The 26,811-nt window shown below is 66.9% G+C and carries 22 protein-coding genes; 9 read left to right on the top strand and 13 right to left on the bottom strand.

The window, feature by feature from the left end; translation table 11 throughout:
- Positions 1-60: 60 nt before the first annotated feature.
- From AC5P6X_RS05770 to lpxH, 4 genes are all read left to right on the top strand, one after another.
- Positions 61-2,985: a TonB-dependent receptor plug domain-containing protein gene (locus AC5P6X_RS05770; RefSeq protein ID WP_005408253.1), complete on the top strand. Its 2,925-nt coding sequence runs from the start codon at positions 61-63 to the stop codon at positions 2,983-2,985.
- A 142-nt stretch (positions 2,986-3,127) separates the two neighbouring features.
- Positions 3,128-4,273 carry a glycosyltransferase family 4 protein gene (locus AC5P6X_RS05765; protein WP_049449914.1) on the top strand — a complete coding sequence of 382 codons (1,146 nt, stop codon included), beginning with the start codon at positions 3,128-3,130 and terminating at the stop codon, positions 4,271-4,273.
- Positions 4,254-4,793 carry a phosphatase PAP2 family protein gene (locus tag AC5P6X_RS05760; RefSeq protein ID WP_005408251.1) on the top strand — a complete coding sequence of 180 codons (540 nt, stop codon included), beginning with the start codon at positions 4,254-4,256 and terminating at the stop codon, positions 4,791-4,793. Before AC5P6X_RS05765 ends, AC5P6X_RS05760 begins: the two co-directional genes overlap by 20 nt.
- A gap of 94 nt (positions 4,794-4,887) precedes the next feature.
- A complete protein-coding gene (lpxH, locus tag AC5P6X_RS05755) occupies positions 4,888-5,634 on the top strand; it encodes a UDP-2,3-diacylglucosamine diphosphatase (RefSeq protein WP_049449915.1) in 747 nt (248 codons plus the stop codon).
- 87 nt (positions 5,635-5,721) lie between these two features.
- On the opposite strand, the gene AC5P6X_RS05750 is transcribed toward lpxH, so the two are convergent.
- Complete coding sequence (locus tag AC5P6X_RS05750; RefSeq protein ID WP_049449917.1) at positions 5,722-6,975, bottom strand: zinc-dependent metalloprotease; 1,254 nt, start codon at positions 6,973-6,975, stop codon at positions 5,722-5,724.
- A 225-nt stretch (positions 6,976-7,200) separates the two neighbouring features.
- On the opposite strand from AC5P6X_RS05750, the gene AC5P6X_RS05745 reads away from it, so the two are divergent.
- A complete protein-coding gene (locus AC5P6X_RS05745; protein ID WP_049449918.1) occupies positions 7,201-8,658 on the top strand; it encodes a T6SS phospholipase effector Tle1-like catalytic domain-containing protein in 1,458 nt (485 codons plus the stop codon).
- Positions 8,659-8,726: 68 nt separating this feature from the next.
- Here the strand turns inward: AC5P6X_RS05745 and AC5P6X_RS05740 are convergent, their stop codons facing one another.
- The 7 genes from AC5P6X_RS05740 to AC5P6X_RS05710 all read right to left on the bottom strand — a co-directional run bounded on the left by AC5P6X_RS05740 (position 8,727) and on the right by AC5P6X_RS05710 (position 17,318).
- Positions 8,727-9,551 carry a ferritin-like domain-containing protein gene (locus AC5P6X_RS05740; RefSeq protein ID WP_049449919.1) on the bottom strand — a complete coding sequence of 275 codons (825 nt, stop codon included), beginning with the start codon at positions 9,549-9,551 and terminating at the stop codon, positions 8,727-8,729.
- Between the two features lie 9 nt (positions 9,552-9,560).
- Positions 9,561-11,027 carry an amidophosphoribosyltransferase gene (gene purF / locus AC5P6X_RS05735; RefSeq protein ID WP_005408246.1) on the bottom strand — a complete coding sequence of 489 codons (1,467 nt, stop codon included), beginning with the start codon at positions 11,025-11,027 and terminating at the stop codon, positions 9,561-9,563.
- A gap of 30 nt (positions 11,028-11,057) precedes the next feature.
- On the bottom strand, positions 11,058-11,837 hold the full coding sequence (locus tag AC5P6X_RS05730; protein ID WP_012479253.1) for a CvpA family protein: 780 nt from the start codon (positions 11,835-11,837) through the stop codon (positions 11,058-11,060).
- A gap of 46 nt (positions 11,838-11,883) precedes the next feature.
- On the bottom strand, positions 11,884-12,927 hold the full coding sequence (locus AC5P6X_RS05725) for an SPOR domain-containing protein (protein ID WP_005408244.1): 1,044 nt from the start codon (positions 12,925-12,927) through the stop codon (positions 11,884-11,886).
- An 81-nt stretch (positions 12,928-13,008) separates the two neighbouring features.
- Positions 13,009-14,280 (bottom strand): bifunctional tetrahydrofolate synthase/dihydrofolate synthase, encoded by a 1,272-nt coding sequence (gene folC, locus AC5P6X_RS05720; RefSeq protein ID WP_024956070.1) that lies wholly within the window; start codon positions 14,278-14,280, stop codon positions 13,009-13,011.
- Positions 14,281-14,320: 40 nt separating this feature from the next.
- Positions 14,321-14,965, bottom strand: a complete 645-nt coding sequence (locus AC5P6X_RS05715; protein ID WP_005408242.1) for a histidine phosphatase family protein — start codon at positions 14,963-14,965, stop codon at positions 14,321-14,323.
- Between the two features lie 190 nt (positions 14,966-15,155).
- Positions 15,156-17,318: a S46 family peptidase gene (locus AC5P6X_RS05710; protein WP_005408241.1), complete on the bottom strand. Its 2,163-nt coding sequence runs from the start codon at positions 17,316-17,318 to the stop codon at positions 15,156-15,158.
- 468 nt (positions 17,319-17,786) lie between these two features.
- Between AC5P6X_RS05710 and tdh the strand changes: the two genes are divergently transcribed.
- The gene (gene tdh, locus AC5P6X_RS05705) at positions 17,787-18,809 is read left to right on the top strand and encodes an L-threonine 3-dehydrogenase (RefSeq protein WP_010483949.1); all 1,023 of its coding nucleotides are present in this window, start codon (positions 17,787-17,789) and stop codon (positions 18,807-18,809) included.
- Positions 18,810-18,969: 160 nt separating this feature from the next.
- Here the strand turns inward: tdh and AC5P6X_RS05700 are convergent, their stop codons facing one another.
- Positions 18,970-19,665, bottom strand: a complete 696-nt coding sequence (locus tag AC5P6X_RS05700) for a TorF family putative porin (RefSeq protein ID WP_108270719.1) — start codon at positions 19,663-19,665, stop codon at positions 18,970-18,972.
- A 198-nt stretch (positions 19,666-19,863) separates the two neighbouring features.
- Here AC5P6X_RS05700 and kbl point away from each other — a divergent pair, with 198 nt between their 5' ends.
- On the top strand, positions 19,864-21,072 hold the full coding sequence (gene kbl, locus AC5P6X_RS05695) for a glycine C-acetyltransferase (protein WP_005408238.1): 1,209 nt from the start codon (positions 19,864-19,866) through the stop codon (positions 21,070-21,072).
- An 84-nt stretch (positions 21,073-21,156) separates the two neighbouring features.
- Here the strand turns inward: kbl and AC5P6X_RS05690 are convergent, their stop codons facing one another.
- The 4 genes from AC5P6X_RS05690 to AC5P6X_RS05675 all read right to left on the bottom strand — a co-directional run bounded on the left by AC5P6X_RS05690 (position 21,157) and on the right by AC5P6X_RS05675 (position 24,234).
- Positions 21,157-21,492 carry a hypothetical protein gene (locus AC5P6X_RS05690; RefSeq protein ID WP_005412356.1) on the bottom strand — a complete coding sequence of 112 codons (336 nt, stop codon included), beginning with the start codon at positions 21,490-21,492 and terminating at the stop codon, positions 21,157-21,159.
- An 85-nt stretch (positions 21,493-21,577) separates the two neighbouring features.
- Positions 21,578-22,387 carry a pseudouridine synthase gene (locus AC5P6X_RS05685; RefSeq protein WP_005408236.1) on the bottom strand — a complete coding sequence of 270 codons (810 nt, stop codon included), beginning with the start codon at positions 22,385-22,387 and terminating at the stop codon, positions 21,578-21,580.
- 20 nt (positions 22,388-22,407) lie between these two features.
- Entirely contained in the window at positions 22,408-22,914 is a 507-nt protein-coding gene (locus AC5P6X_RS05680) for a hypothetical protein (RefSeq protein WP_005408235.1), read from the bottom strand.
- A gap of 219 nt (positions 22,915-23,133) precedes the next feature.
- The gene (locus AC5P6X_RS05675) at positions 23,134-24,234 is read right to left on the bottom strand and encodes an OmpA family protein (RefSeq protein ID WP_005408234.1); all 1,101 of its coding nucleotides are present in this window, start codon (positions 24,232-24,234) and stop codon (positions 23,134-23,136) included.
- A gap of 357 nt (positions 24,235-24,591) precedes the next feature.
- On the opposite strand from AC5P6X_RS05675, the gene AC5P6X_RS05670 reads away from it, so the two are divergent.
- Both AC5P6X_RS05670 and yczE read left to right on the top strand, forming a co-directional pair.
- The gene (locus AC5P6X_RS05670; protein WP_108270715.1) at positions 24,592-25,611 is read left to right on the top strand and encodes a zinc-binding alcohol dehydrogenase family protein; all 1,020 of its coding nucleotides are present in this window, start codon (positions 24,592-24,594) and stop codon (positions 25,609-25,611) included.
- 209 nt (positions 25,612-25,820) lie between these two features.
- Positions 25,821-26,450, top strand: coding sequence for a membrane protein YczE (gene yczE, locus AC5P6X_RS05665; RefSeq protein WP_005408232.1), 630 nt, complete (start codon positions 25,821-25,823; stop codon positions 26,448-26,450).
- The last annotated feature ends 361 nt before the right edge of the window (positions 26,451-26,811 follow it).

The raw sequence follows: 26,811 nt of genomic DNA, 5'->3' as shown, positions 1-26,811 counted from the left end.
CGTTGGCGCGGCCCGCTTGGCTGCGCACCGAAGACTTCGAAGACTGAGAGAGAGACACCCATGACCATCCGTATTCCCGCACTGGGGCTGGCGATCCGTCGTGCGCTTGCAATCACGGCGACCACAACCCTGGCCGTTCCGGCGCTCGCGCAGCAGGCACCGGAAGCCACCACGCTGGACCGCATCGAAATCACCGGCTCACGCATCCGCCAGGTCGACCTGGAAACCGCACAGCCGGTGCTGACCGTCAGCCGCGCCGACATCGAGCGACAGGGCTTCAACTCCGTTGCCGACATCCTGCAGAACCTGACCGCGACCGGCAGCCCGGCATTGAGCCGCGCCAGCCCGTTGAGCGCTGGCGAAGCCGCCGGCGGCAGCTACGTGAACATGCGTGGTCTCGGTGCCCAGCGCACCCTGGTGCTGGTCAACGGCAAGCGGCTGGGCATGACCACTTCGGGTTTTCAGGACATCTCCAGCATTCCTGCCGCTGCGGTGGAACGCATGGAAGTGCTCAAGGATGGTGCCTCGGCCATCTACGGGTCCGACGCGATGGCCGGCGTGGTGAACATCATCACCCGGCGCAACGTTCAGGGTGTAACCGCCAACGTCTATCACGGCCAATACAGTGAAGGCGACGGTGCCCGTACCCAGTACGACGTGGTTGCCGGCTGGTCCAATGACCGTGCTTCCATCAGCGTTGCTGCCGAGCATGTCGAAGAAAAGGGCGTCTGGGCCAGGGACCGCGGCTTCAGTGCCTATACCTATACCGACGGCCACGCGGATGACGGCTGGACCACGGTCGGCCAATGGGGTCGCATCACCGGCTTCAAGGGCCCCGGCTGCAGCAACAGCCGGGGCTGCAGCTATTCGCTCGACCGTGGCAGCCAGCCGGGCGGGCCGGACAGCTTTCACCTCAGCGACAACACACCGTTCACCGGCGATGTCAGCAACAGCAACGAGCAGATGCATCTGCAGACGCCGATCAAGCGCGATTCGATCTTCGTCGATGCGCGCGTGGAGCTGAACGACCAGGTCCGTTTCAACACCCAGCTGGCCTACAACCGGCGCACCACCACGCGCCAGATTGCCGGCTATCCCTTCCAGTCCGGCCCAGCCGGCATCACCCCGATGTCGGCCGACAGCTGGTTCAACCCGTTCGGCAGCCATCACGGCTACGACACGCCCAGCGATGTGCACTGGAACCGTCGTACCTGGGAGATTCCTCGCGTCAGCACCAGCGATCTGACCACCTGGCAGGCCGTCGCGGCACTCGAGGGCAACTTCGAATTCGGCGGTCGCGACTTCGACTGGGAAGCGGGTTATCAGTACAACCGCAGTGAGCTGACCCAACGTGCCACCGGCAACCTGCACAAGCAGCGCGTGGCCGATGCCACCGGTCCTTCGTTCTACAACCCGGCAACCGGCAAGGTCGAATGCGGAACGCCGGATGCGCCGATCGCAGGCTGCAAACCCTGGAACCCGCTGGTTCCGTATGGCCAGGACGATCCCTATGGCCTGACCGGCAACACGGAGCTCCAGGACTGGCTGTTCCCGGAAGAACTCACCCGCGGCCGCACCACCACCCGCAACCTGTTCGCCAACCTCAGCGGCAGCCTTGCCAGCCTGCCCGCCGGTGAGCTGGGCTTCGCCGTGGGGGCCGAGAGCCGCCGCGAGGACGGCCGCTTCATCCCCGATGCGCTTGCGCAGACCGGTGCCACCACCAACCTGGCGGCAGGCCCCACCGGTGGCGGCTACCGCGTCGACGAAGCCTACCTGGAACTGAGCGTGCCGGTGCTGCGCGACCTCGCCGGCGCCCGCGAACTCACCCTCAGCGCGGCGACGCGGTACTCGGACTACTCCACCTTCGGCGGAACCCTCAACAGCAAGTTCGGCTTCACCTGGAAGCCGATCGATCAGCTGCTGGTCCGCGGCACCTGGGCACAGGGCTTCCGTGCGCCGACCATCGCCAACCTGTACGGCGGCGGCTCGGAGACGTTCACCACCGGCTTCCGCGATCCCTGCGATACGGTCCATGGCGCAGCCGCAAGCAGTGCCGAGGTCCGCGCGCGCTGTGCTGCCGACATCGCCAACGCCGACACCTACCGCCAGCTCGGCCAGGGCAATGAACCCATCACCGGCAGCAGTGGGCAGACGCCCCTGCCCTTCACCAACGGCTCCAATCCCGACCTGCAGCCGGAAACTTCGACCAGCCGCACTCTGGGCCTGGTCTGGAGCCCGACGTTCGCCGAAGGGCTTCACATCGCACTGGACTGGTGGAAGATCCGCATCGACAACACCATCGTCTCCGACCATCCCAACGACATCCTTCGCGACTGCTACGAGCTGGGTATTGCCGAGCGCTGCAGCAGCTTCACCCGCGACCCGGAGCTGGGCATCGTCAACAAACTCAACTTCGGCAACCGCAACAGCGGCTTCCGCCAGGCAGAAGGCTACGACCTGGAGATCGGCCACAAGGTCGAAACCCGCTGGGGCAGGTTGAGCGCTGACTGGAAGTCCACCTATGTGGTCAACGCCGAAGAGAAGACCACCAACGAAGCCGGCGTACCGGCCATCCCCAGCAATGGCATTGCCACCAACGGCGGCATCGGCTTCCGCGTGCGCTCCAACGCGTCGCTGGGCTGGGAGCATGGCAACCTCGGCCTGACCTGGGGCCTGCGTTACTTCTCCGCCGTCAAGGAACGCTGCCTGGGTGCGGAGGATTATCCGAACGAGTGTTCCCACCCCGACCAGCGCGCGCCGTGGTTCAGCGGTACGCGCGACTACAACCGTCGTGGATCGGTCACCTTCCATGACGTGCAGGCGCGCTACAGCCTGCCGTGGGACGCCACCGTTTCAATCGGCGCCAACAACGTCTTTGGCCGCCAGGGCCCGGCCATGTACAGCCAGCCGAGTGCCAACTTCTCCTACTACGGTGGCTTCGACATCGGCCGTTTCATCTACATGAAATACCAGCAGCGCTTCTGATCCACGCACCACGCACGGTGCCCACCACGGCCCTTCGGGGCCGTGGTGGCGTACGCTTCCGGCCGCGTCATCTGCCGGTCGCAAAGCGGTCACATCGGCTACATCGCCAGGCCCGAGCATGCCGGAAACCCGGAGGCCCGCCATGCGCTATGCCATCGTCACCGAGACCTATCCGCCGGAAGTGAACGGCGTTGCCCTCACCGTGCAGGGGCTGGAGCAGGGACTGCGCAATTCCGGCCATGAGATCGACCTGATCCGGCCCCGCCAGGCCAACGAAGCGCTGGACTCCGCACCGGGCACCCTGTTGGTTCCCGGCGCCGCCCTGCCGCGCTACCCCGGCCTGCGCTTCGGCATGCCGGCACCGATCCGGCTCGGTCGCCATTGGCAGCAGCAACGCCCGGATGCCGTCTATGTCGCCACCGAAGGCCCACTGGGCTGGTCGGCGGTGCGCACCGCACGGCGCCTCGGCATCCCGGTGGCCAGTGGCTTCCACACCCGCTTCGACGAGTACCTGCCCGACTACGGCGTGGCCTGGCTGCAGGCCGCCGCGATGCGCTGGATGCGCCGCTTCCACAACCAGGCCGATGCAACCCTGGTACCTACCCGCGAACTGCAGCAGTTCCTCGGCGAACAGGGCTTCGAACGCGTGCGCCTGCTGGCGCGCGCGGTCGACAGCCAGCAGTTCGATCCGAACCGCCGTGACCCTGCCCTGCGCGAAGAGTGGGGCGTGGACGGCAACGGCCTGGTGGCGATCTACGTCGGCCGCATCGCCGCGGAGAAGAACCTCGGGCTGGCGGTGAAGGCCTTCCGCCGGCTGCAGCAGATCCGCCCCAGGGCGCGCTTTGTGTGGGTGGGCGATGGCCCTGCCCGCGAAAAGCTGGCGCATGAAAATCCCGATTTCATCTTCTGCGGCATCCAGCGCGGCGATGCGCTTGCACGTCATTTTGCCAGCGGCGATCTGTTCCTGTTCCCCAGCCGCAGCGAGACCTTCGGCAACGTGACCCTTGAAAGCATGGCCAGCGGCGTGGCAACGGTGGCCTTCGACTATGGCGCGGCGCGCGAGTACCTGCGCAATGGCGAGAATGGCGCCGCAGTGGACAACGACGAGCAGTTCATCGACGCGGCCGTGCAACTGGCCGCGGATGACGCGCAGCGCCACGTGCTGGGCAGCAACGCCGCACGCGCCATGAAGCGCCTGCATCCGCAGCAGGTGGTGGCGGAATTCGACGCCCTGCTGGCCGAACTGGCCCAGTCGCGGAGGACCGGCCATGCGCACAACGCGGCTTGAACTGCTGGCCGACCGCGAAGCGCGCCTGTGCCGGCGGGCCAACCACTACTGCCGCCGCCGCCGTGTGCGCCGCCTGTTCGCGGTCATCAGCCGGCTCGGTGATGGCGTGTTCTGGTATGTGCTGATGGGCGCCCTGGTGCTGCTTGATGGCTTCGACGGCCTGCGCGCATCGGTGCACATGGCCGCCACCGGCCTGGCCGCGCTGTTGCTGTACAAGGGCCTCAAGCGCTGGACCCGGCGCCCGCGCCCGTATGCCGCCGACCTGCGCATCCGTGCCTGGGTGGCACCGCTGGACGAGTTCAGCTTCCCCTCCGGGCATACCCTGCACGCGGTGTCGTTCACCATCGTGGCGCTGGCCTATTACCCGTGGCTGGCGCCACTGCTGGTGCCGTTCACCGCGGGCGTGGCGCTGTCGCGGGTGGTACTCGGCCTGCACTACCCGTCCGATGTGCTGGCCGCCACCGGCATCGCCATCGGGCTGGCCTCGGCCAGCCTGGCCTGGTTGCCGTTGCCGGTGTAGCCCCCGGGGTCAGATCCGTTTTCCTTCGGGGAGGGATCTGATCCCCACGATGCCGGCGGCGCTACCGTCATCGTTGATGCCCTAGAATGCCCGCATGACCACGTTGTTCATTTCCGACCTGCACCTGGACCCCAGCCGTCCGGAGATCACCGACCTGTTCCTGCGCTTCCTGCGCGAGCAGGCGCCCGGCGCCGATGCGCTGTACATCCTCGGCGACCTGTTCGAAGCCTGGATCGGTGACGACACTCCCTCGCCCGCCGCCGACGCAGTGGCCGATGCACTGAAGGTGCTGTCCGACAGCGGCGTGCCGGTGTACTTCATCCGCGGCAACCGTGACTTCCTGCTTGGCGAGGACTACGCGCGCCGTGCCGGCCTGCGCATCCTGCCCGACCCGTGCATGATCGACCTCTACGGTCGCCCGGTGCTGCTGCAGCACGGTGACCTGCTGTGCACCGATGACATTCCCTACCAGCAGTTCCGTGCACAGACGCGTGACCCGGCGTTCCAGGCACAGTTCCTGTCACAGCCGCTGGCAGCGCGTATCGCGTTCGCGCAGAAGGCGCGCGAAGCCAGCCAGGCCCGCCAGTCGGAAATGAAGCAGGGTGATCGCGCGCAGTTCGAGACCGTCACCGACGTGGCGCCGTCCGAAGTCGATGCCACGTTCGCGCGCCATGGCGTGGACACGATGATCCATGGCCACACCCACCGCCCGGCGATCCATTCGCTGCAGGCCGGTGGCCGTGCCTGCACCCGCATCGTGCTGGGCGACTGGTACGAGCAGGGTTCGGTGCTGCGCGTGGATGCCGGCGGCTGTTCGCTGGATACGCTCGCGCGCGAATGATGGGTCCGAGGGTGCCAACCAAGGTTGGCATCTACCCGGGCAGGTGCACGTGCCCGGGTAGACGCCGCCCCTGGTCGGCGCCTGGCCTCAGCGGAAGGCCGCGATGGTGGCCTTGGTATTGACCAGCACGCGCTGGTTGTCGGCGGTACTGGCATTGCCCATCGGGATGCCGTTGTAGCTGATGTTCGGGTTCGACCAGTAGTTCAGGCGCGGGCAGCTACGGGTGCAGTTGTAGGCCATGATCGTGCGCCAACCGGTGCCGGTGGCAGGCTCGTAGCGATAGCCGTGGCCATAGGCGTAGGGCGAGGTGCTCGAGTCGGTGGCGATGTCATGCCGCGCGCTCTGCAGATGGCCGATCTCGTGCGCGAACGAGTAGTAGCCGGTTGCGCAATCCCAGTACACCGCAGCGAACGCCGTCGACGCCGTCGAGCCGATCCCCGACGCCAGGCCGCAGTACGCCGTGTTGTTGATCAGCAGCACGCCCACGTCGGCCGCCGTGTTGTTGCGGCTGGTGTGGATGCTGTCCATGTAGCCGTCACTGGTGCCGCGGAAGCGCGCCAGATCGGTATCGAAGCTGCCGGACTCGGTGTAACTGGTGGTCTCGTAACCGGCCAGCTGCATGGTGATTCCAACGTTGCTGTTGACGTAACCCTGGTTGGACTCGGCCACCGCCAGCTGCACCAGCGACTGCATGTTGCCGCCATAGGCAGTGACCGCCGCATTGGTCGCCACCACCAGCACGCGGATGGTCGCCGGCGTTCCCGACGAGGCCTGCGCGATGCCGATGTGGTCGTTGTCGGCCATCGGGATCTTCGGCAGCTGGTTGTAGTCAGCCGGATGATCGGCTGGCATCCTCGATTCGTCGACTTCGACCAGCACGTGGCGGTTACCCAGTGGACGCAGGCGATAGAGCTTGCCGTCCTTGCGGATCGAACCGGTGATGGTGTCGCCCGAACGTACCAGGATCAACGAATTGCCCGGATCGTCCTGGCCGCTGGAGGTGGCGGCGGTCAACCGGTCGGACGGCGAACGGAACTGGCCGTACCAGATGCTGCCACCATCGGGCAGCGCCTCGACCTTGCTGCGCACCGCCTGCACCCGTTTGCCGAGCAGCTCGAATTCCAGCTGCGGCTGCGCCGTAGCCGCCGCGTCGACACGCACTTCCTGCACCGTCGCCGTGGACGGGGTGGCCAGCAGCTTGCCGAGTGCAGGCTCGCTGTTGGCCGATGCCCGGCTGATGACCGTCACCGGTTCGAACAACGGTGCCGCATGCGCGGCTGCCGCCACCGACAAACCCAACACCAGGCCACCTGCCGCTTTGCCAATCGATCTGGACAACATTGCGTCGCTCCTTGAATGATGTGAACAGCGTTGATGCAGCACGCCCGGGTTTGCCGGGTTTGGCCATATGGCCCGCGCGGGTCGTGTGAATTCAATAGAAGATGGGAATGAAAATCAGGAACTGTGATCGACCGCATCTGCGTTAAGTAAGGTCAAAAGCGTCACTACACTTCGCCAATACACCGCTTTCGCGCTACCGTGACGCGGCCACGACGGGGAATGCACATGGCACCAGCGAAGGACACGGACGAAGATGTCGGCTTGCTGCGGATCGGCCTGTTCTTCGACGGCACCCGCAACAACGCACACAACCTGGCGCGCGGCCGTCCGCAGGTTCCGCAGCCTCGACCGGCGCAGCTGCGCGCGGACGATGATTCGACCTACCAGAGCCGGCTGACCAGCAGCTACGACAACGGCCTGACCAACATCGCGCGCCTGCAGCAGCTGTATCCGGACAGCCGCCGTGATGCGATGGCCGCTCCCTCGCTGTCGATCTATGTCGAAGGCGTGGGTACCCGCGATGATGCCGACGACGATCTGATCGGGCTGGCCTTCGGCATCGGTGCCAGTGGCGTTCGCGCGAAAGTGCAGCGCGCGCTGCAGGTGCTGCTGCCGGCCGCGCTGGCGCAACTATCCGCACGCTGGCAGCGACCGCTGCATGGCGTGCAGCTGGACCTGTTCGGTTATTCACGCGGTGCTGCTGCCGCACGTGACATCGCCAACCAACTGCAGGGCTGGGACAGCGTGCGCTGGCGCCAGCTGCTGCAGGCCGCCGGCCTGTCCTGCACTGCGAACTTCGCCCCGGCCACGCCGGTGCTGCGCTTCATCGGGCTGTTCGACACCGTTGTCGCAGTCAATGGCGGCCGCGCCGATGAGCGGCCGCAGCTGGCCCTGCACAGCGGCATCGCCGGTCGCGTCGTGCAGCTCACTGCACGCGATGAACATCGCCAGCACTATCCGTTGACCAGCGTGGCACCGCCGTTTGCCGAGATCGCCCTACCCGGCGTACACGCGAATATCGGCGGTGGCTACAACCAGCTGGAAGAAGGTCCCAAGCTGCTCAGCCGCCCGCGCCGGCAACAGTTGCGCCGCCCCGCGGTTGCCGACTACCAGGTCCCTCCACTGGCGTTGCTGCGGGCCACCACGGTCTACGCCGAAGCACAGGCCGATGCCGAACGCTGGCGCCAGCAGCTGGGCGTGGGTGAGAAGGAGGTCTGGGTGGATGTCTGGCACCAGTGGCAGCAGCAGCGTCGCGCCGGCAGCCGCAGCGTGCTGTTGTCACCGGTGCTGTATGTGACTGCCGCGGTGGTGCTGCGTCGGCGCATCGACTGGCGTTACCAGCTGATTGCACTGCAGGTGATGCAGCAGCAGGCCATCGACGCCGGCGTGCAATGGACCGCCAATGCCGCCGAGGTTCCTGGCTGGGAGCTCCCGTCCCCCCTGCAGCCGATCGCACGGCGCCTGGTGACCGGACAGCCGCTGACGCAGACACAGGAGGCGCTGCTGCGCCGGCGTTACCTGATGCAATCGGCGCACTGGAACTTCGATGCACTGGGCGACACCGCACTGACCTACGCGGCCGATGCCGGCGTCAGCGAACTGCCCTACCGGCCGGGTCCCGGCCTGTTCTACATCAACCGGCCGACGGTGGATGGCAAGCGCGTGGTGTTGCCGAACGCCTGAGAAAAGGGGACGGAGGGGATCAAGTCGTTTGTGCCACAAACGACTTGATCCCCTCCGTCCCCTTTTCTTCAACCGGCCTGTTCGACCAGGTTGGCGAGCTCATCCGCATCGAAACCGGCCAGCAGGCGCGCTTCCATGTTGAACGGTCCGTGCAGGTAGCCGCCGGCGTACTCCACCAGCAGTTCCTTGAAACGTGCGCGCGGCTCGACGCCGGCGCGGTCGCAGTACCAGCGGTACCAGCGCGAACCGGCAGCCACATGTGCCACTTCCTCGCGCAGGATCACTTCCAGCACATCGGCGGTCTCGCCATCGCCGACATTGCGCAGTTTCTCGATCATGCCGGGCGTCACGTCCAGGCCGCGCGCTTCCAGCACGCGCGGCACCAGCGCCATGCGTGCCAGGCCATCGTGCGCGGTCTTTTCGCACATTTCCCACAGGCCGTTGTGCGCGGGGAAGTCGCCGTAGTCGTGGCCATGCACCTGCAGGCGCTCCCGCAGCAGCATGAAGTGCCGCGATTCGTCGTCGGCACAGCTGACCCAGTCGGCATGGAACGCCGGCGGCAGGCCGCGGAAGCGGTACACCGCGTCCCAGGCCAGGTCGATCGCGTTGAGTTCGATATGCGCGATGGCGTGGATGAAGGCAGCCCGTCCTTCCACACCGCCCAGTCCGCGCCGCGGCACTTCGCGCGGGTGCACCAGCACCAGCTGTGCCGGCCGGCCCGGCATGCGGATCGGCTCTGGCGGTGGCGCGTCGGCAGCCACCTTCAGGCGGCCGGCACGGAACGCAGCGGCGTAGGCCTGGGTCAGCGCAACCTTGCGCAGCGGGTCGGCTTCGGCCAGGCACTGCTGCGCTGCGCGCAGCAGGTCGCCAGCAACGTCGGGCACGTCAACCACGCCTGGTCCTCAGGCGCGGCGCTTGTGCTTGGCGTCGTCCGAACGCAGCTGCTGGATGCGCTCGAAGTAGCCCGGTTCAATGCCGGTCGGGTAGTGGCCGTTGAAGCAGGACGAATCGAAGTTGCGCAGCGCCGGATTGCCCTCGCTCACTGCCGCTTCCATGTCTTCCAGGTCCTGGTAGATCAGCCAGTCGCAGCCCAGGTGGGCTTCGATCTCTTCCACGGTGCGGTTGTGCGCGACCAGTTCCTCGGCCGCCGGCATGTCGATGCCGTAGATGTTCGGGTAGCGCACCGGCGGCGCGGCGCTGGCCAGGTAGACCTTGCGCGCGCCCGCGTCACGGGCCATCTGCACGATCTGCTGGCTGGTGGTGCCACGCACGATCGAATCGTCCACCAGCAGCACCACGCGGTTGCGGAACTCCAGGTGGATCGGGTTGAGCTTGCGACGCACCGACTTCACGCGTTCGCCCTGCCCCGGCATGATGAAGGTACGGCCGATGTAGCGGTTCTTGATGAAGCCTTCGCGGTATTTCACGCCGAGCACGTTGGAGATCTCAAGCGCAGCGTCGCGCGAGGTATCCGGGATCGGGATGATGGTGTCGATGTCGTGGTCCGGGCGCAGGCGCAGGATCTTCTCGCCCAGCTTGATGCCCATGCGCATGCGCGCCTTGTGCACCGACACGTTGTCGATCATCGAATCCGGGCGTGCGAAATACACGTATTCGAAGATGCACGGGGTGTGCTCGGCCGGCTCGGCGCAGATCTCCGAGAACAGCTCGCCACGCGCGGTGATCACCAGCGCTTCGCCCGGCTGCACATCGCGCACGCGCTGGAAGCCCAGCACGTCCAGCGCGGCCGACTCGGACGCCACGATGTACTCGTCGCCCTCGGCATGGCTGCGCTTGCCCAACACCAGCGGACGGATGCCATGCGGGTCGCGGAAGGCGACCAGGCCCAGGCCCAGCACCACGCTGACCACTGCATAGCCACCCTTGCAGCGGCGGTGCACGCCAGCCACCGCGCGGATCGCGGCTTCCGGGCTCAGCTGGCGCTGCTGCTCCAGTTCGTAGGCGAACACGTTCAGCAGCACTTCGCTGTCCGAATCAGTGTTGACGTTGCGGCGGTCCTGTTCGAACACCTGCTGGCGCAGCGCCTCGGTATTGATCAGGTTGCCGTTGTGGGCCAGCGCGATGCCGTACGGCGAATTGACGTAGAACGGCTGCGCCTCGTCCATGCCTTCCGAACCGGCAGTCGGGTAACGCACGTGGGCGATGCCGACGCTGCCTTCCAGGGTGGACATGGTGCGGGCATCGAACACATCGCGGACCAGGCCGGTGGCCTTCTGCACACGCAGGCGGCTGCCGTTGGCGGTGGCGATGCCCGCCGCGTCCTGGCCACGGTGCTGGAGGACGGTCAAGCCGTCATACAACTGCCCGGCGACGTTCTGGTTGCCGACGATTCCGACGATGCCACACATGGTGCGAGGTCTCCGCTGGGCTGTGCCCAGTTACAAGGAAGGTGGCCGTACCTGGCCGCGGTGGTCGCCGCGCCTGCGGTCGACATTGGCCGGATCGCCCGGCTCGATACTGTCCGGCAGTGCTGGGGCGTCCGGACGCACTTCGGCCGGATCGTAGGAATCGCCCTGTTCCGCTTTCGCAGGCCGCAGCCATCCGCTGCCTGCCACTACCTGGTTGAGGATGCCATTATCGCCTGCCGCGCCCGGCTTTCCCAACCCGGCGCCTGCGTTCTTGCCCAACTCCATCAATGCAGATGGGGACAGCGCGTCGGTCGGCAAGGCCTTGGGCAGCAGATCGGCCCCGGGAACCTCCCAGTGCGGCAGCTTGCTGTTCATCCAGGCAACGGTGGGGTTCAGCAGCGGGCGCACCGCCGAGCGCTGCCAGGAGGGCTCGGCAGTCAACGGGGTGAAACTGCCCAGCAGCAGCAGGATCGCGGCGATCAGGCCGCCCCGCACGGCGCCCAGCACCCCGCCCAGCAGGCGGTCCAGGCTGGTCAGCATGCTGCGGTGGACCAGAGCCTTGATGACCATGCCGATCACCGCGACCACGATCATCACGCCGATGCCGACCCCCAGGTAGCCACCGACGAAGTGTTCGCCACCGGGGGCCGCCGGGGCGGCCCACCAATGGGCGGCGTCATTGCCGAAGGCGAAGGCCGCCCACGCGGCCAGCAGCCACGACAGGGTGCCGATGACGATTCCCACGAAGCCGCGCAGCATCCCCAGCAGGGTGGAGGCGGCGATCACGATCAGCAGCACCACGTCGATCATGGCGCCCCGCTCCTTCGGCGGCGCTGGCAACGAGGCTGCGCGTGGGTCATGGGTGCGGTCGGACCATGCCGGCCACGCCGACCTTGGCGGCAACCTGCGCCTTCAGCTGCTCGGCATCGCCACGGTTGGCCACCGGCCCGACGCGGACGCGATGCAGGGTGCCCTTTTCGGTGCGCACCTGCTCGACAAAAGCACTGAAGCCGGCGGCGCGGACCTTGTCGCGCAGGGCGTTGGCATCGTTGGCCTGGCCGAACGCGCCCAGCTGCACGGCAAAGCCGACGCCGCTGGCGGCCGGCGCTGCCGGCGTGGCCGGGGCCGTTGCCGGCTTGCTGGCGGTGGCCTCCGGCTTCGGCTCGGGCTTCGGGGTTTCGGGCTTCGGCGCCGGCTTCGGCGGCTCGGGCTTGGCCGCCGGAGTGGTCGTTGCAGTCGGCGTACTCGGCGGCAGGCTTTCACTGCGCACCGGGTTGCTGCTGGCCGACGGCGCGGTGGCGGCGGATGGGGTACTGGCGCTCGGCGTAGCCGGTGCCGGGGTGGCTGCCACCGGGGCGCTGCTGTCCGCTGCGGCATCCAGGGTGATCACTTCGGCCTTCACATCGGCACGGATCTTCACCGCCTGCAGGCGGGCGGCCTCGGCCTGTGCACGGTCGGCGTACGGCCCCACGCGCACGCGCCATGCCTGGCGGCCGTTGATGGTCGCCGTTTCGGCGAAGCCCGGCAGCTGCGAGCGCTTCAGGTAGGCGATCACCGCATCGGCGTCGGCCTTGCTGCCGTAGGCACCGAAGGTAACCGCATAGTTGCCGGCGGCGACCGTCGGCGAGGTGTCCACGGTCGGCGGAGTGGCCGGCGTGGCGGCGTCCTGCAGCGGCTTGGCCTGCCCGGTCTGCAGGCCGGTGGCACCACCGGCCGGGGCGACCAGGGGCAGCTCACGGGTTTCGAACTGGCCATCGGCCGGTGCATCCGGCGCGGCGATCGGCACATTGGCCACGCCGCTGTCCGGTGCCGGCCCCTTGACCAGCATCGGCAGGAAAATCACGGCCAGTGCCACCAGCACGATGGCACCAATCAGACGCTGTTTCAGAGGCGTATCCACGTGAGGCAGGCAACTGTCCGGAGATTGGCATCGATTATACGGGTGCCGGACCGGACGGCGTCGGCGTTGGCTGAACGCGTATCAGGCATCGCCCTGCAGCCATTGCAGGGCGGCGGCAGCGGTATGGAAGGAGCCGAACACCAGCACGCGGTCACCGCGCTCGGCCTGGGCCAGCACCTGCGCCAGTGCCTGTTCGACGCTGTCAGCCAGCAGCGCCGTGGCGGCGGCGGTGCCGGCCAGGCGTGCCTGCAGCTGGACGGCGCTCTGCCCGCGCGGGCCTTCCAGCCCGGCCAGGGTCCACTCGCCCACTACGTCCTCCAGCGCCTGCACCACCCCCGCTGCGTCCTTGTCCTGCAGCGCGGCGTACACCGCCAGGGTGCGCCCGGCAGAGACCTCGGCCTTCAGCGCACGCGCCAGCTGGCCCGCCGCCTGCGGGTTGTGGCCGACGTCGACGCGGATCTGCACGCCATCGCGCTCGAATGCCTGCAGCCGGCCGGAAATGCGTGCCGCTGCGACACCGGCGGCCCACGCCGCACGCGGCACCGGCTTGTCCAGCGCGCGCAGCGCGGCGATGGCGGCACCCGCATTGGCCAGCTGGATCGGGCCGGCCAGCGCCGGGGTCGGCAGTTCCATGCGCAGGCCGACATCGCGCCAGCGCCAACGCTGCGCATCGATCGGCTCGTAGAAATAGTCGCTGCCACCACGGATCGCATTGGCGCCAACCAGGTAGGCACGGCGCAGCACGCTCGACGGCGGATCGGTCTCGCCCAGGATCACCGGCTTCCAGCCGCGGATGATGCCGGCCTTCTCGGTCCCGATCGCCTCGCGATCCTCGCCCAGCCACTCGGCATGGTCGATGTCCACGGTAGTGATCACCGCCACGTCGGCGTCCACGATGTTGACCGCATCGAGGCGGCCGCCCAGGCCCACTTCCAGTACCGCCAGGTCCAGCCCGGCGTCGGCGAACAGCTGCAGCGCGGCCAGCGTGCCGTACTCGAAATAGGTCAGCGTGATCTCGCCACGCACGGCTTCGATGGCATTGAACGCGGCGACCAGCGCGGCATCGTCCACGTCCTGGCCGTCGATGCGCACGCGCTCGTTGTAGCGCAGCAGGTGCGGCGAGGTGTAGGCACCGACCTTCCAGCCGGCGGCGCGTGCAATGGCTTCGATGAAAGCCACGGTTGAGCCCTTGCCGTTGGTGCCACCGACCACGATGGTGCGTTTGGCCGGCGCGCCCAGGCCCATCGCCGCGGCCACGGCGCGCACGCGCTCCAGGCCCATGTCGATGCTCGCCGGGTGCTGGCGTTCAATGTAGTCCAGCCAGTCGGCCAGGGTGGTCGGGGTGTTCGTCACGGCAGCGGTTCCAGCAGAAGCAGTTGATGCGGGGGATGGATCAGAGGGCGCGGTGCTTGGCTTCGCCGAAGAACGGCGTGTGGTGGGCGCAGTCGTTCAGGCGCACCACTTCCAGGCTGTCCAGGTCGGCGCCTTCGAGCAGGTTGAGCGTGGTCGGTGCCTGGCGGAAGGTCCACAGGCGGGAAAGCGGCAGGCCCAGCACCTTGCACAGGATCACGCGGTTGACCGCATCGTGCGCAACCACCAGCAGAGTGTCGTGCTCGCCGAGGCCTTCGGTGGCACGCGCCAGCCCACGCCAGCTGCGCTCCAGCACCAGGCGCAGCGATTCGCCGCCGGGCATCAGCACCGTATCCGGCTCCTCGCGCCAGGCCTGCAGGCGCGACGGATCCTTCTCGTGGATCTCGCTGGCGAGCAACCCTTCCCATTCACCGTGGGCGATTTCCTGCAGCTCCGGCTCGGTCAGCAGCATGTCGGCGCGGGCGGCGCCAAGCGCCAGCTGCGCGGTGCGCTGCGCGCGCGACAGCGGCGAGGCGACGGCACGGGTGATGTCCACCGAGGCCAGGCGGGCACCCAGTGCCTGGGCCTGGGCTTCACCGATCGGCGAAAGCGGAATATCGATCTGGCCCTGGTAGCGGCCTTCGGCGTTCCACGGCGTTTCGCCGTGGCGGGCAAGCAGGATGCGCATGCGTGCAAGGGGTCCTGGGGGGAGGAGGTTTCCGCGTTTCGTTCACATCCTGTGAAGTACGCGGAACAGGGATGATACCTGTTCGGCGCACCGGGCCGGGCCGGGCATGAAAAAACCCCGCGACGTGAGTCGCGGGGTTTCGGAAACTCCGGCTGTCTGGTCGAGGTTGCCGGCAGCGGCCGGCACTACCTCACTTCGCCAGGTTCAGTTCCTTCAGCAGCTGCGGCGCCGGCGCCACTTCCTGCATGATCCACTGCATGTAGCGGCTGTCGACGGCGATCATGCGGGTCATCACCGGGTCGAACACCCAGTTGGAGCTGACCGATTCCCAGTTGCCATCGAAGGCCAGGCCGACCAGCTTGCCGTTGGCATCCAGCACCGGCGAACCCGAGTTGCCACCGGTGATGTCCAGGTTCGACAGGAAGTTCACCGGCACCGAACCAAGGCGCTTGTCTTCCAGGCCGCCGTAACGCTTGGCCTTGACCGCATCGAGCAGCGCCTTCGGCGAATCGAACGGATCCTCACCGGTTTCCTTCGCCGCCACGCCTTCCAGGGTGGTGAACGGGGTGTACTTCACGCCGTCCTTGCCATAGCCCATGACGTTGCCGAAGGTGATGCGCAGCGACAGGTTGGCGTCCGGGTAGACGAACTCACCCTGGCTCTTCTTGTAGTCGGCCACGGCCTGCAGGTACAGCGGGCGCGCGGTCAGCGATTCGCCTTCGCGGATCTTCTTCTGCTCTTCCTGCTTCAGCAGCGCCGGCATGACGGCCACGGCGTACTGGATGGCCGGATCGTTGCTGGCCTCAAACGCGGCGCGGTCGGCCTTGAACCATTTCAAGCGTGCGTCCAGGCTGCCCAGCTCGGTGCCCGACAGCTTGCCCACCAGCGACTTCACCGCAGCGGCATCGCTGCCGGCCAGCCACTTGTTCAGCACTTCGTTGTCGCGCTGTGCGGCCGGCAGGGCCACGTACTGGTCCAGCCAGTAGGCCTGCAGCTGCTGGTCCATCTTCGCCACGTAGCGGCGGTCCATCTGCTTCAGGCCACCTTCGATGGTGGTCAGGTCGCGTTCCTGGTAACCGGCTTCGCGCTCGGCATCCGGCTTGCTGCGCTCGATCGACAGGCGGTACAGGGTGATCGCCGCGCCAACGGCCGAGGTGTTGTTGAACTGACCGACGAACAGGTCGCGTTCGCGGGTCGACTTGCTGGTATCCAGATGCTTGAGCAGCTGTGCGTGTGCGGCCAGCGCCGGCTTGCCGGCAGCGCCCTGCTTCTTCAGCCACGCCAGCACGGCGGCTTCTTCAGCCTGCTTCTGGCCAGCGGCGTCGATGCGCTTGAAGCCTTCCAGCTGGCCCAGGTAGTTCTTGGCCACGTTGTTCATGCTGGCGGCGGTGGCGGCGTACTTCACCTTGACGTCGGCGTCGGCCTTGCCGGCGTCGGCGATCATCTTCAGCACCGCGTTGTAGTGCTTGGCGATGGTCGGGTAGGTGAAGCTGGCGGTTTCGTTGAATTCACCGGCCAGTGCATAGCGGTTGGTGCGGCCCGGGTAGCCGGCCACCATCACGAAGTCGTCGGCACCCAGCGGCTGGTCGGCGAACTTCAGGAAGTGCTTGGGCTGGTACGGCACGTTGTCGGCGGCGAAGGCGGCCGGCTTGCCGTCCTTGCCAACGTAGGCGCGGTAGAACGAGAAATCGCCGGTGTGGCGCGGCCACATCCAGTTGTCGACGTCGCCGCCGAACTTGCCGACGCTGCCCGGGGGCGCGTAGACCAGGCGCACGTCCTTGATTTCCATGTTGCGGAACAGGCGGTAGGTGTTGCCGCCGGAGAAGCTGTACAGGCGGCAGCGGAAGCCGGCATCGGCTTCACAGGCGGCGACCTGGGCCTTGTCGAAGGCATCCAGCGCGCGGCTGCGGGCCAGCGGGTCGTTGCCGGCGGCAGCGATGGCGGCCTTGGCCTGGGTGGTGACGTCGGTGATCTGGTCGAGCACGAACACGCGGGCGTTCGGGCCGGCGCTCAGTTCGTCCTTCAGGGTCGGCGCGTTGAAGCCGTCCTTGATCAGGTTCTTCTGCGCGGTCGAATTCAGCTGGATGGCGCCATAAGCGCAGTGGTGGTTGGTGACCACCAGGCCCTGCGGCGAGACGAAGCTGGCGGTGCAGCCGCCGAGGGCGACGACCGCGCCCATCGGGTCGCCGGTCAGGTTGGACAGCTGTTCCGGGGACAGCTTCAGGCCGGCCTTCTGCAGCGGGCCGGCGATTTCCGGCAGCTGCTGCGGCACCCACATGCCTTCAGCGGCATGGGCGACCTGGGCCAGCCCGAGGCTGGCGACGATGGAGAATGCAAGCAGGTTCGAGCGCATGGAGCGGCCCCTGGTAGTGGAACCCTCGATTGTAGCCCGCCGCCCTGCCCCGGCCCGAACCCCGGAAGTCATGGGCCTACTTCTTGCGCTGCCATGCGCACCTCGGCCGCGCACATGGAATCGTCCAGAGCATCCTGGCCGGGACCGTTGGCGCCATGGGCCGGGCGCATGCGACTGGCGGGTTGGGCAGGACGCCCAACCCCGGTCTTGCCGTGTGCGCAGGACAGCGCGCACGAGCAAGGCGCCATCGAGCACCATGGATGGGCTTTTGCGTGTCCCGGCCAGGGTGACCACGCCCCCTCCCCCGGAATCAAGGAGGCGCTGCTGTTTGCGGCACGTTCGAAACGCCCGCCTGCGCACGCCTTTCGTTCCGCCACTGCACCCGCAGCGCAACATGGGAAATCCGCGCGGCACCCTATAATCCGCGCTTTCCCCCTGATGAGTTCCACCCCGATGGCGCAGCAAACGATGAAGGCCCTGGTCAAGCGTGAAGCGGCCAAGGGCATCTGGCTGGAAGAGGTTCCGGTGCCGACCCCGGGCCCGAACGAGGTCCTGATCAAGCTGGAGAAAACCGCGATCTGCGGTACCGACCTGCACATCTACCTGTGGGACGAGTGGAGCCAGCGCACCATCAAGCCGGGCCTGACCATCGGCCACGAATTCGTCGGTCGCGTCGCCGCACTCGGCTCGGCCGTGACCGGCTATGAAATCGGCCAGCGCGTCTCGGCCGAAGGCCACATCGTCTGCGGCCACTGCCGCAACTGCCGTGGCGGCCGCCCGCACCTGTGCCCGAACACCGTCGGCATCGGCGTCAACGTCAACGGCGCCTTCGCCGAATACATGGTGATGCCGGCCAGCAACCTGTGGCCGATCCCGGACCAGATCCCGTCGGAGCTGGCTGCGTTCTTCGACCCGTACGGCAACGCCGCGCACTGTGCACTGGAATTCAATGTGATCGGCGAGGACGTGCTGATCACCGGTGCCGGCCCGATCGGCATCATCGCCGCCGGCATCTGCAAGCACATCGGTGCGCGTAACGTGGTGGTGACCGACGTCAATGATTTCCGCCTGAAGCTGGCCGCCGACATGGGTGCCACCCGCGTGGTCAACGTGGCCAACCAGTCGCTGAAGGACGTGATGAAGGAACTGCACATGGAGGGCTTCGACGTGGGCCTGGAAATGAGCGGCAACCCGCGCGCGTTCAACGACATGCTCGACTGCATGTACCACGGCGGCAAGATCGCCATGCTCGGCATCATGCCCAAGGGCGCCGGCTGCGACTGGGACAAGATCATCTTCAAGGGCCTGACCGTGCAGGGCATCTACGGCCGCAAGATGTACGAGACCTGGTACAAGATGACCCAGCTGGTGCTGTCCGGCTTCCCGCTCGGCAAGGTGATGACCCACCAGCTGCCGATCGACGACTTCCAGAAGGGCTTCGACCTGATGGAAGAAGGCAAGGCCGGCAAGGTCGTGCTCAGCTGGAATTGACCCTTCGGGTCAATTCCCCCGCAGGTTTCCTTATCCCCGCGCCGTCGGCGCGCCCCCTTGAACAACAAGGGGGCTCTCCCCCAGCCGGGGTGAGGCATGCTGCTGGAACTGAAAAAGGCGCCCATTGGGCGCCTTTTTCGTGGACATCAGCGAAGGCGCATCAGTTACCGATCGCGACGCTCAGCATCACGCGGCTGTGGGCCAGCTTGCCGGAATTGTCACGGCCGTTGCCGTCGGTGCCGTAGTAGCCCAGGCCGATGTTGAACAGGCCGAACTGGCGCGCGACGCCGACGTTCCAGTCGGTGTAGTCCTTGGCGATGCCGTCTTCGAAGGTGCTGCGACCGACGTTGGCATTCAGGGTGAAGTCCTTCGGCAGGCCCCAGCTGCCGCCCAGGCCGAAGTACCAGCCATCGGTGCTGCTGTTCCAGACATCGTTGGTGTAGGCCACCGTCAGCTTGTAGGTGTCATCCAGCGTGGTGGTTGTGATCAGCTCGTTGTAGTTCTGGTGGCTGGACTTCAGGTAGGTGTAGCGGTTCAGCAGCACGTCAAAGTTGACGCGCTCGGTGACGTCCACGCCGTAGCCGATCAGGTAGTCGACCTCGGTCTTCGGGTCACCCGCACCAAAATCCACGCCCGAGCCCCACACGCCTGCGTACAGGCCAACCGGGCTGGTGTAGGTGAATCCGGCCTGCAGGGTCGGATCCTCGTCGGTCTGCGACACACCACGGAACAGGTAATCGGAAACAGCGGTGACGTTCCAGCTGTACGGCGATTCGTTTTCCTGGGCGCTGGCGGCGAACGGGGCGGCCAGGGTCAGGGCAGCGGCAATGGCGAGGCAGGCACGGGCGTGCTTCATGGGCGTCTCCGAGGGTGGCGGGGGCGGGAAGGGGGAGCGGGCAACCGGCGCCAGACAGGCGCGGTTCACGAATTTTTAACCCGTTTGCTATTGCGATGCAACATGTGTCACCCGTGGCGGTGCCCTGCCCGGCCCGGTCGAAGGCCGTCGTAGCCCGGTAGAATCAACGGTTTCCCCGTTCAGAGCCGTGCCCACGCCATGACCGACGCCTCCTCCGCCCTGACCCGCCACTACGCCGAGGAACTGGACGCCATCCGCGCCCAGGGCCTGTTCAAGTCCGAGCGGATCATCACCAGCCCGCAGTCGGCCGAGATCACCCTCGAGGATGGCCGCAAGGTGCTGAACTTCTGTGCCAACAACTACCTGGGCCTGGCCGACCATCCGGACCTGATCCAGGCCGCCAAGGATGCGCTGGATACCCACGGCTTCGGCATGGCCTCGGTGCGCTTCATCTGCGGTACCCAGGACCTGCACAAGCAGCTGGAGAAGCAGATCGCCGACTTCTTCGGCAAGCAGGACACCATTCTGTACGCGGCCTGTTTCGACGCCAACGGCGGCCTGTTCGAACCGCTGCTCGGTGAGAACGACGCGATCATTTCCGATGCACTGAACCACGCCTCGATCATCGACGGCGTGCGCCTGTGCAAGGCAAAGCGCTTCCGCTACGCCAACTGCGACATGGCCGACCTGGAAGCCCAGCTGCAGGCCGCCGATGCCGCCGGCTGCAAGACCAAGCTGATCACCACCGACGGCGTGTTCTCGATGGACGGCTTCATTGCCCCGCTGGACGAGATCACCGCACTGGCGAAGAAGTACAACGCGCTGGTGCACATCGATGAATGCCACGCCACCGGCTTCCTCGGTGCCACCGGCCGCGGCTCTGCCGAAGTGAAGGGCGTGCTGGAGAAGATCGACATCATCACCGGCACCCTGGGCAAGGCCATGGGCGGCGCACTGGGCGGCTTCACCTGCGCCAGCGCCGAGGTGATCGAGCTGCTGCGCCAGCGTTCGCGGCCGTACCTGTTCTCCAACTCGCTGCCGCCGCATGTGGTGGCCGCCGGCATCAAGGCATTCGAGATGCTGGCTGCCGCTGACGACCTGCGCGACACCTTGGTGGAGAACACCCGCTACTTCCGCGAAAAGATGGTCGCCGCCGGTTTCGACGTGAAGCCGGGCGTGCACCCGATCAGCCCGGTGATGCTGTACGACGCACCGCTGGCGCAGAAGTTCGCCGAGCGCCTGCTCGAAGAAGGCATCTACGCGATCGGTTTCTTCTTCCCGGTGGTGCCCAAGGGCCAGGCCCGCATCCGCACCCAGATCAGCGCTGCGCACAGCCGCGAGCACCTGGACCGCGCGATCGATGCGTTCACCCGCATCGGTGTCGAGCTGGGCGTGATCAAGGGTTGATCCCAGCGGTCAAAGCGTGCCGACCAAGGTCGGCACCTACCAGAGCTTGAGGGCGTGCCGACCGAGGTCGGCACCTTCCCGGCATCACTTCTTTTTCTTCTTGCCCTTCGGCTCGTCCTTGCTGGCCACCACCACCGGCTTGGCGGCAGCGTCCTGGCCGTTGCCCTTGGCAACGCGGATGCCGTTGGCCTTCATCCAGGCATCGAACTCGTCGGCGGTCATCTTCTTGTCGCCGTTGCTCATCAGGAAGCGGTAGCTGCCGCGGCCATCCAGCTCCGGGGTCTTCACTTCCACCACCGGGGTTTCGGCCGGCGTTTCTGCCTTGGCCACCTTCTTGTGGCCACCACAGGCGGTCAGCAGCACCATCGGCAGCAGCAGGCCTGCGCAGCGCAGGGTTTGGTTGAGGGTCGGGTGGTACATGGGCAGGCTCCGTTCGGGAAGTTCAGCAACCAGGCGCCCCCTACGCCTGGAACGGTGGCCGGCAACCGCCGGCCGCGGGCGATGATCAGCCCGGTGCAGCGGCCCCCAGCCGCTGCTGGTCATTGACCTCCAGCATCCGCCACTGACCCTTGCCGAGATCGCCGAGCTGCAGCCCGCCGATCGCAACCCGGACCAGGCGCAGCACCTGCAGGTCGAAGGCCGCCAGCAGGCGGCGGATGTGGCGGTTGCGGCCCTCGTCGAGGACCACCTCCAGCCACGCGGTCTTGTCGCCGCTGCGCAGCACGCGCACGGCCTGGGCCACGAGGAACTCGCCCTCGTCCTCCACGCCGGCCTGCAGGGCCGCCAGCGTGGCGTCATCTGGCAGGCGGTCGACCTGCACGTGGTACGTCTTCTGCGGACCCGTTTCCGGATCGGTCAGGCGCGCGGCCCACTGCGGATCGTTGCTGAACAGCAACAGCCCTTCACTGGCCTTGTCCAGGCGCCCGACCGGCGCGATCCACGGCAGCCCTGCACCATCGAAACAGCGGTAGACGGTGTCGCGGCCACGCTCGTCCTGCGCGGTGGTCACCACCCCGCGTGGCTTGTTGAGCATCAGGTACAGGCGCTGCGGCGCGCCCATCGGCTGGCCATCGACCTCGATCGGCGGCGCCGGCTGGCCAATCGGGAACTCGGGATCCCGCACGATGCGGCCGGAGACGCGTACGCGTCCGTCGGCAATCCAGCGCGCGGCCTCGCTGCGCGAGCACACGCCGGCCTTGGACAGCACGCGCGCCAGGCCATGACGGACACCGGCGGCGGTGGCAGCGGGAGTCGCACGCCCACGCGATGCGTGGGAGCGGGCGGCGGGGGCGGCAGGTGGGCGGCGCGTGCGCAAGCCTCTGCTCCCCGCGGCGCTTACTTCTTGTCGACCGGCTTGGTCTCAGCCGGTGCTTCGGCCGGGGCCGGAGTGGCGGCCGGAGCCGGACGCGCCTTGACCACACGCACGCCACGCGCCTTCATCCAGGCGTCGAACTCTTCGGCGGTCATGCGCTTGCCGTTCTGGCTCATGTCGAAGCGCCAGGGCGTGTTGTCGAATTCGGTCTGCGGCTTGTAGGCCGCCGGATCGTTCGGCTTCACCGCCGGTGCGCTCGGAATGGCCTTGGCGATGTTCTGGCAGCCATCGATGCGCAGGCGCTGCAGCACCTGGTCCAGCGACTGCGACGGATCGTAGTTGCTGCTCAGCACGCCGGCCGGCATGCCCAGCTGGTTGCCACGGATGTAGAGCTCGTCGGCCACCGGCGCGATGGTCGTGGCCGGCAACGGCAGCGGCGAGGCGCTGGTGTTGACCGAGCAATCGACCGCAGCGTGGGCGGCGGGAACCAGGGCCAGCGCCAGGACGGCGGCCGATGCAGAGCGCAGCATGAAGGGCATCCAGGAAAGGAAGTGACGCGGCGAGTTTAGCAATGCCGCGACAGCTTTCAAGCGCCACTTTCAATGAATACGGCAACCCATTGGTTTTACGGACAAAAACCCGACGAACGGTTACCCTCGGACCGGCAGGCACCGGATTCCGGGCCGCAGAAACAACAAGACCCGGCCGAAGCCGGGTCCTGCTGTGTCCTACTGGCAGAGCGTCAGAACTTAGTTCTGGACGTTCAGCTCGGTACGACGGTTCTTGGCGCGACCTTCCGGGTTGTCCGAACCATCCGGGTTGGTGTTCGGAGCAATCGGACGGCTCTCGCCGTAGCCGATCGGGCCGACCAGGCGACCGGCGTCAACGCCGTTCTTGGTCAGGTAGTTGTACACGGCGGTAGCACGACGCTCCGACAGCTTCTGGTTGTAAGCGTCGGTACCCTTCGAGTCGGTGTGACCGGCGACTTCAACGCGCAGATCCGGGTAACGCTTCAGGATCTCGGTGGCTTCGCTCAGGATCGCCACGGCGTCCGGACGCAGGTTCGACTTGTCGAAGTCGAAGTTGACGCCCTTCAGGTCGATGGAGACCGGCACCGGGCAACCGTCCGGACCGATGGTCTGACCCGGCTGCGAGTTCGGGCACTTGTCGTCGCAGTTGTTGACGCCGTCACCGTCGTCATCCAGGTCGGCGCAGCTCGGGGCAACCGGAGCCGGAGCCGGAGCAGCCGCGACCGGAGCCGGGCCCAGCGGGATCACGACGCCGACCGAAGCCAGCACGTCGCCGAACCAGCTTTCATCGTTGCCGGCACGCTTCGGGTTCACGCTCTGGTCGTCGAAATCAGCGCGGTAGGCGACTTCGGCACGGACAGCAACGCGCTTCTCGAAGGTGGTCTGCAGACCGACGCCGACCTTGGCGGCAAAGTTGCCGTCCTTGCGGTCAGCCAGGCCACCGCTGATCGGGTTGTACTCTTCTTCCGACTTCTGGTAGCCCAGGCCGGCCAGCAGGTACGGGTTCCAGCCGCGGCCTTCCTTGATGAAGTGGCGACGCAGGTCCAGCGAGACGCCGTACTGCGACCAGTTCATGTCCTTGTTGGCGTCGAAGTTCGGGTTCTGGTAGTTCAGCTCACCGTCCAGCGACCAGTTCGGGCTGATGAACTTGCCCAGGCCCAGGGTGACGAACGGAGCGTCATTGGTCAGGCGGTCGCTGTCCTGGAAGTTGAAGCCGGCCGAACCGGTCAGGTACCAGCGGTCATCGAACTCCTGCGCGGACGCAGCCTGGGCGAAAGCCAGACCACCCAGCAGCGCGGCAGTAAGGATCTTCTTGTTCATTGAGTACAGCTCCTATTTCGGGGGTATGAAACCGGTAGAGGCATGGGCCAGCACTAGTGCGTCGATGTTCGACAGCCGATTCAGCACGCCACCGCCGCGAACATTATGCTCAGGCGGGTGAAGGTCATGTTAACAGTCCCGTAACATGTGAAGTATCGCGCCCGACCCTCCACCGGTCCGACGTTGAAACCCTATACAGGATGATGAAAATCCGCAAGACCCTCACGCTGCAAGGGTTTGACGGGGTTTAAGTGCGGAATACGACATATTGCGCAACAGCTTGCTCCACCCGATTCAGCGTATCTGCTGAAACGTGAGGAACTCTATGATGGAGCCACGTACCCAGCCGGAGCCGAGATGAAAGCCGTCGCCCTGAGTCGTGAATCCGCCCCCGCCCTCTGCGATATCCACCTGCCCCCGCCGCTGCCTCCGGGTGGCCGCGACCTGCTGATCCGGGTCGAGGCCGTCTCGGTGAACCCGGTCGACGGCAAGCAGCGGGCGGCCACCGATCCGGCCACGCTCGAAGCACCCCGCGTACTCGGCTGGGACGCCGCCGGGGTGGTCGAAGCGATCGGCGAGGACGCCAGCCTGTTCGCGTCCGGCGACGAGGTCTACTACGCCGGTGATGTCACCCGGCCGGGCTGCAATGCGCAGTTCCATCTTGTGGACGAACGGCTGGTAGCGCGCAAGCCGACCACGCTCGACTTCGCCGAAGCGGCCGCACTGCCACTGACCACGCTCACCGCATGGGAACTGCTGTTTCAGCGCATGCCATTGCAGCTGGATGATCGCCGCCATGCCGGCCAGCACCTGCTGGTGATCGGCGGAGCAGGCGGTGTTGGATCGATGGCGATCCAGCTGGGCCGGCATGCCGGATTCGAGGTGATCGCCACCGCCTCGCGTGAATCATCGATCCACTGGTGCCGGCAGATGGGTGCCCAGCATGTAATCGACCACCGGCAGCCGCTGCTGCCCCAGCTGCAGGCATTGGGCATCGACGCAGTACAGGTCGCGCTCAACCTGGCCGACACCGACCATTACTGGGATGCGTTGGGTCAGCTGCTGGCGCCACAGGGCCATGTCGGCCTCATCGTCGAACCGCGCGGCGCGCTGCGCATCGGTGATCCCTACAAGGCCAAGTGCATCGGCATCCACTGGGAGTTCATGTTCGCGCGTTCGCGCTTCGCCACGGCGGACCGCATCGAACAGCACCGCATCCTCAGCCGCGCGGCCAGCATGATCGACGCTGGCCAGCTGCGCGGCACCCTCAGCGAGACACTGGGCGCGATCAATGCGGCGAATCTGGACATCGCGCATCAGCGCTTGGCCAGCGGGCGCACGGTGGGCAAGCTGGCGCTGGCCGGCTGGGGCGACTGAGCCAGGCTGGAACGCCAGTGCAGTGCCGAGCCATGTTCGGCTGGCGGTGCCAGGCAAAGCAGCCGGAGCATGGCCCAGCTCCACAGAACGGCCCATACGCAGGATCGACGACTCCTGTAGCGGTGGATCGGCCGGCATCTGTATCTATGGGAGTGACTGAATCGGGATTACGGTGGAAACAGCCCCCCCCCCTCTCCCCGAGCGCCACCATGCCCACCGCCCTGCCCCTGCGTCTGCTGCAACTGATCATCGGCCTGTTCCTGTACGGCTTCGGCGCCTCGCTGATGATCCGTGCAGCGATCGGCGTGGCCCCCTGGGACGTGTTGTCGCAGGGCATCGCCGCACAGACGCCGCTATCGTTCGGCCTGGCCACCAATGTGATCGGTGCACTGGTGCTGCTGCTGTGGTGGCCATTGCGACAGAAGCCGGGCGTCGGCACCGTGCTCAACGTGATGTTGATCGGTCCATCCGCGCAGTTCGGGCTGTGGTTGCTTCCCCCGGCGGTCGGCCTTGGCTGGCAGCTGGCGATGTTCTGCGCCGGCATGCTGCTGGTCGCCCTGGCCACCGGCCTGTACATCGGCGCCAAGCTCGGGCCCGGCCCACGCGACGGCCTGATGACCGGCCTGCATGCCCGCACCGGCTGGCCGATCTGGAAGGTGCGCAGCCTGATCGAGGGCAGCGTGCTGCTGCTGGGCTGGTGGCTCGGCGGCAATGTCGGTGTCGGCACCCTCGCCTTCGCCCTGCTGATCGGCCCCCTGTGCGGGGTAACGCTGGGCTGGTTCGGAATTGGGCGTCCCCCGGTAGTACCGGCCGCTGGCCGGCAACCGCAATCACCCTGAGCTGATCGGGATGCCGGCCAGCGGCCGGCACTACCGCCCCCGAAGTTCGGGGGCAGCGCCGCAGGCGCGGGGGTTGGAGGCCGGTAAGTGGGGCCCGCGGTTCGCGCAGCGAAATGCGGGAGCGACAGCACGCATGTGCCGAGCGTACCCGGCCAGCGGCCGGCACTACCGCCCCCGGAGTTCGGGGGCAGCGCCGCAGGCGCGGGGGTTGGAGGTCGGTGAGTGGGGCCCGCGGTTCGCGCAGCGAAATGCGGGAGCGACAGCACGCATGTGCCGAGCGTACCCGGCCAGCGGCCGGCACTACCGCCCCCGGAGTTCGGGGGCAGCGCCGCAGGCGCGGGGGTTGGAGGTCGGTGAGTGG

This window comes from Stenotrophomonas sp. YJH_SMC_40, assembly GCF_059368615.1.
Note: the sequence above shows the minus strand (reverse complement) of the source record. Positions and strands in the feature narration are given on the sequence as shown.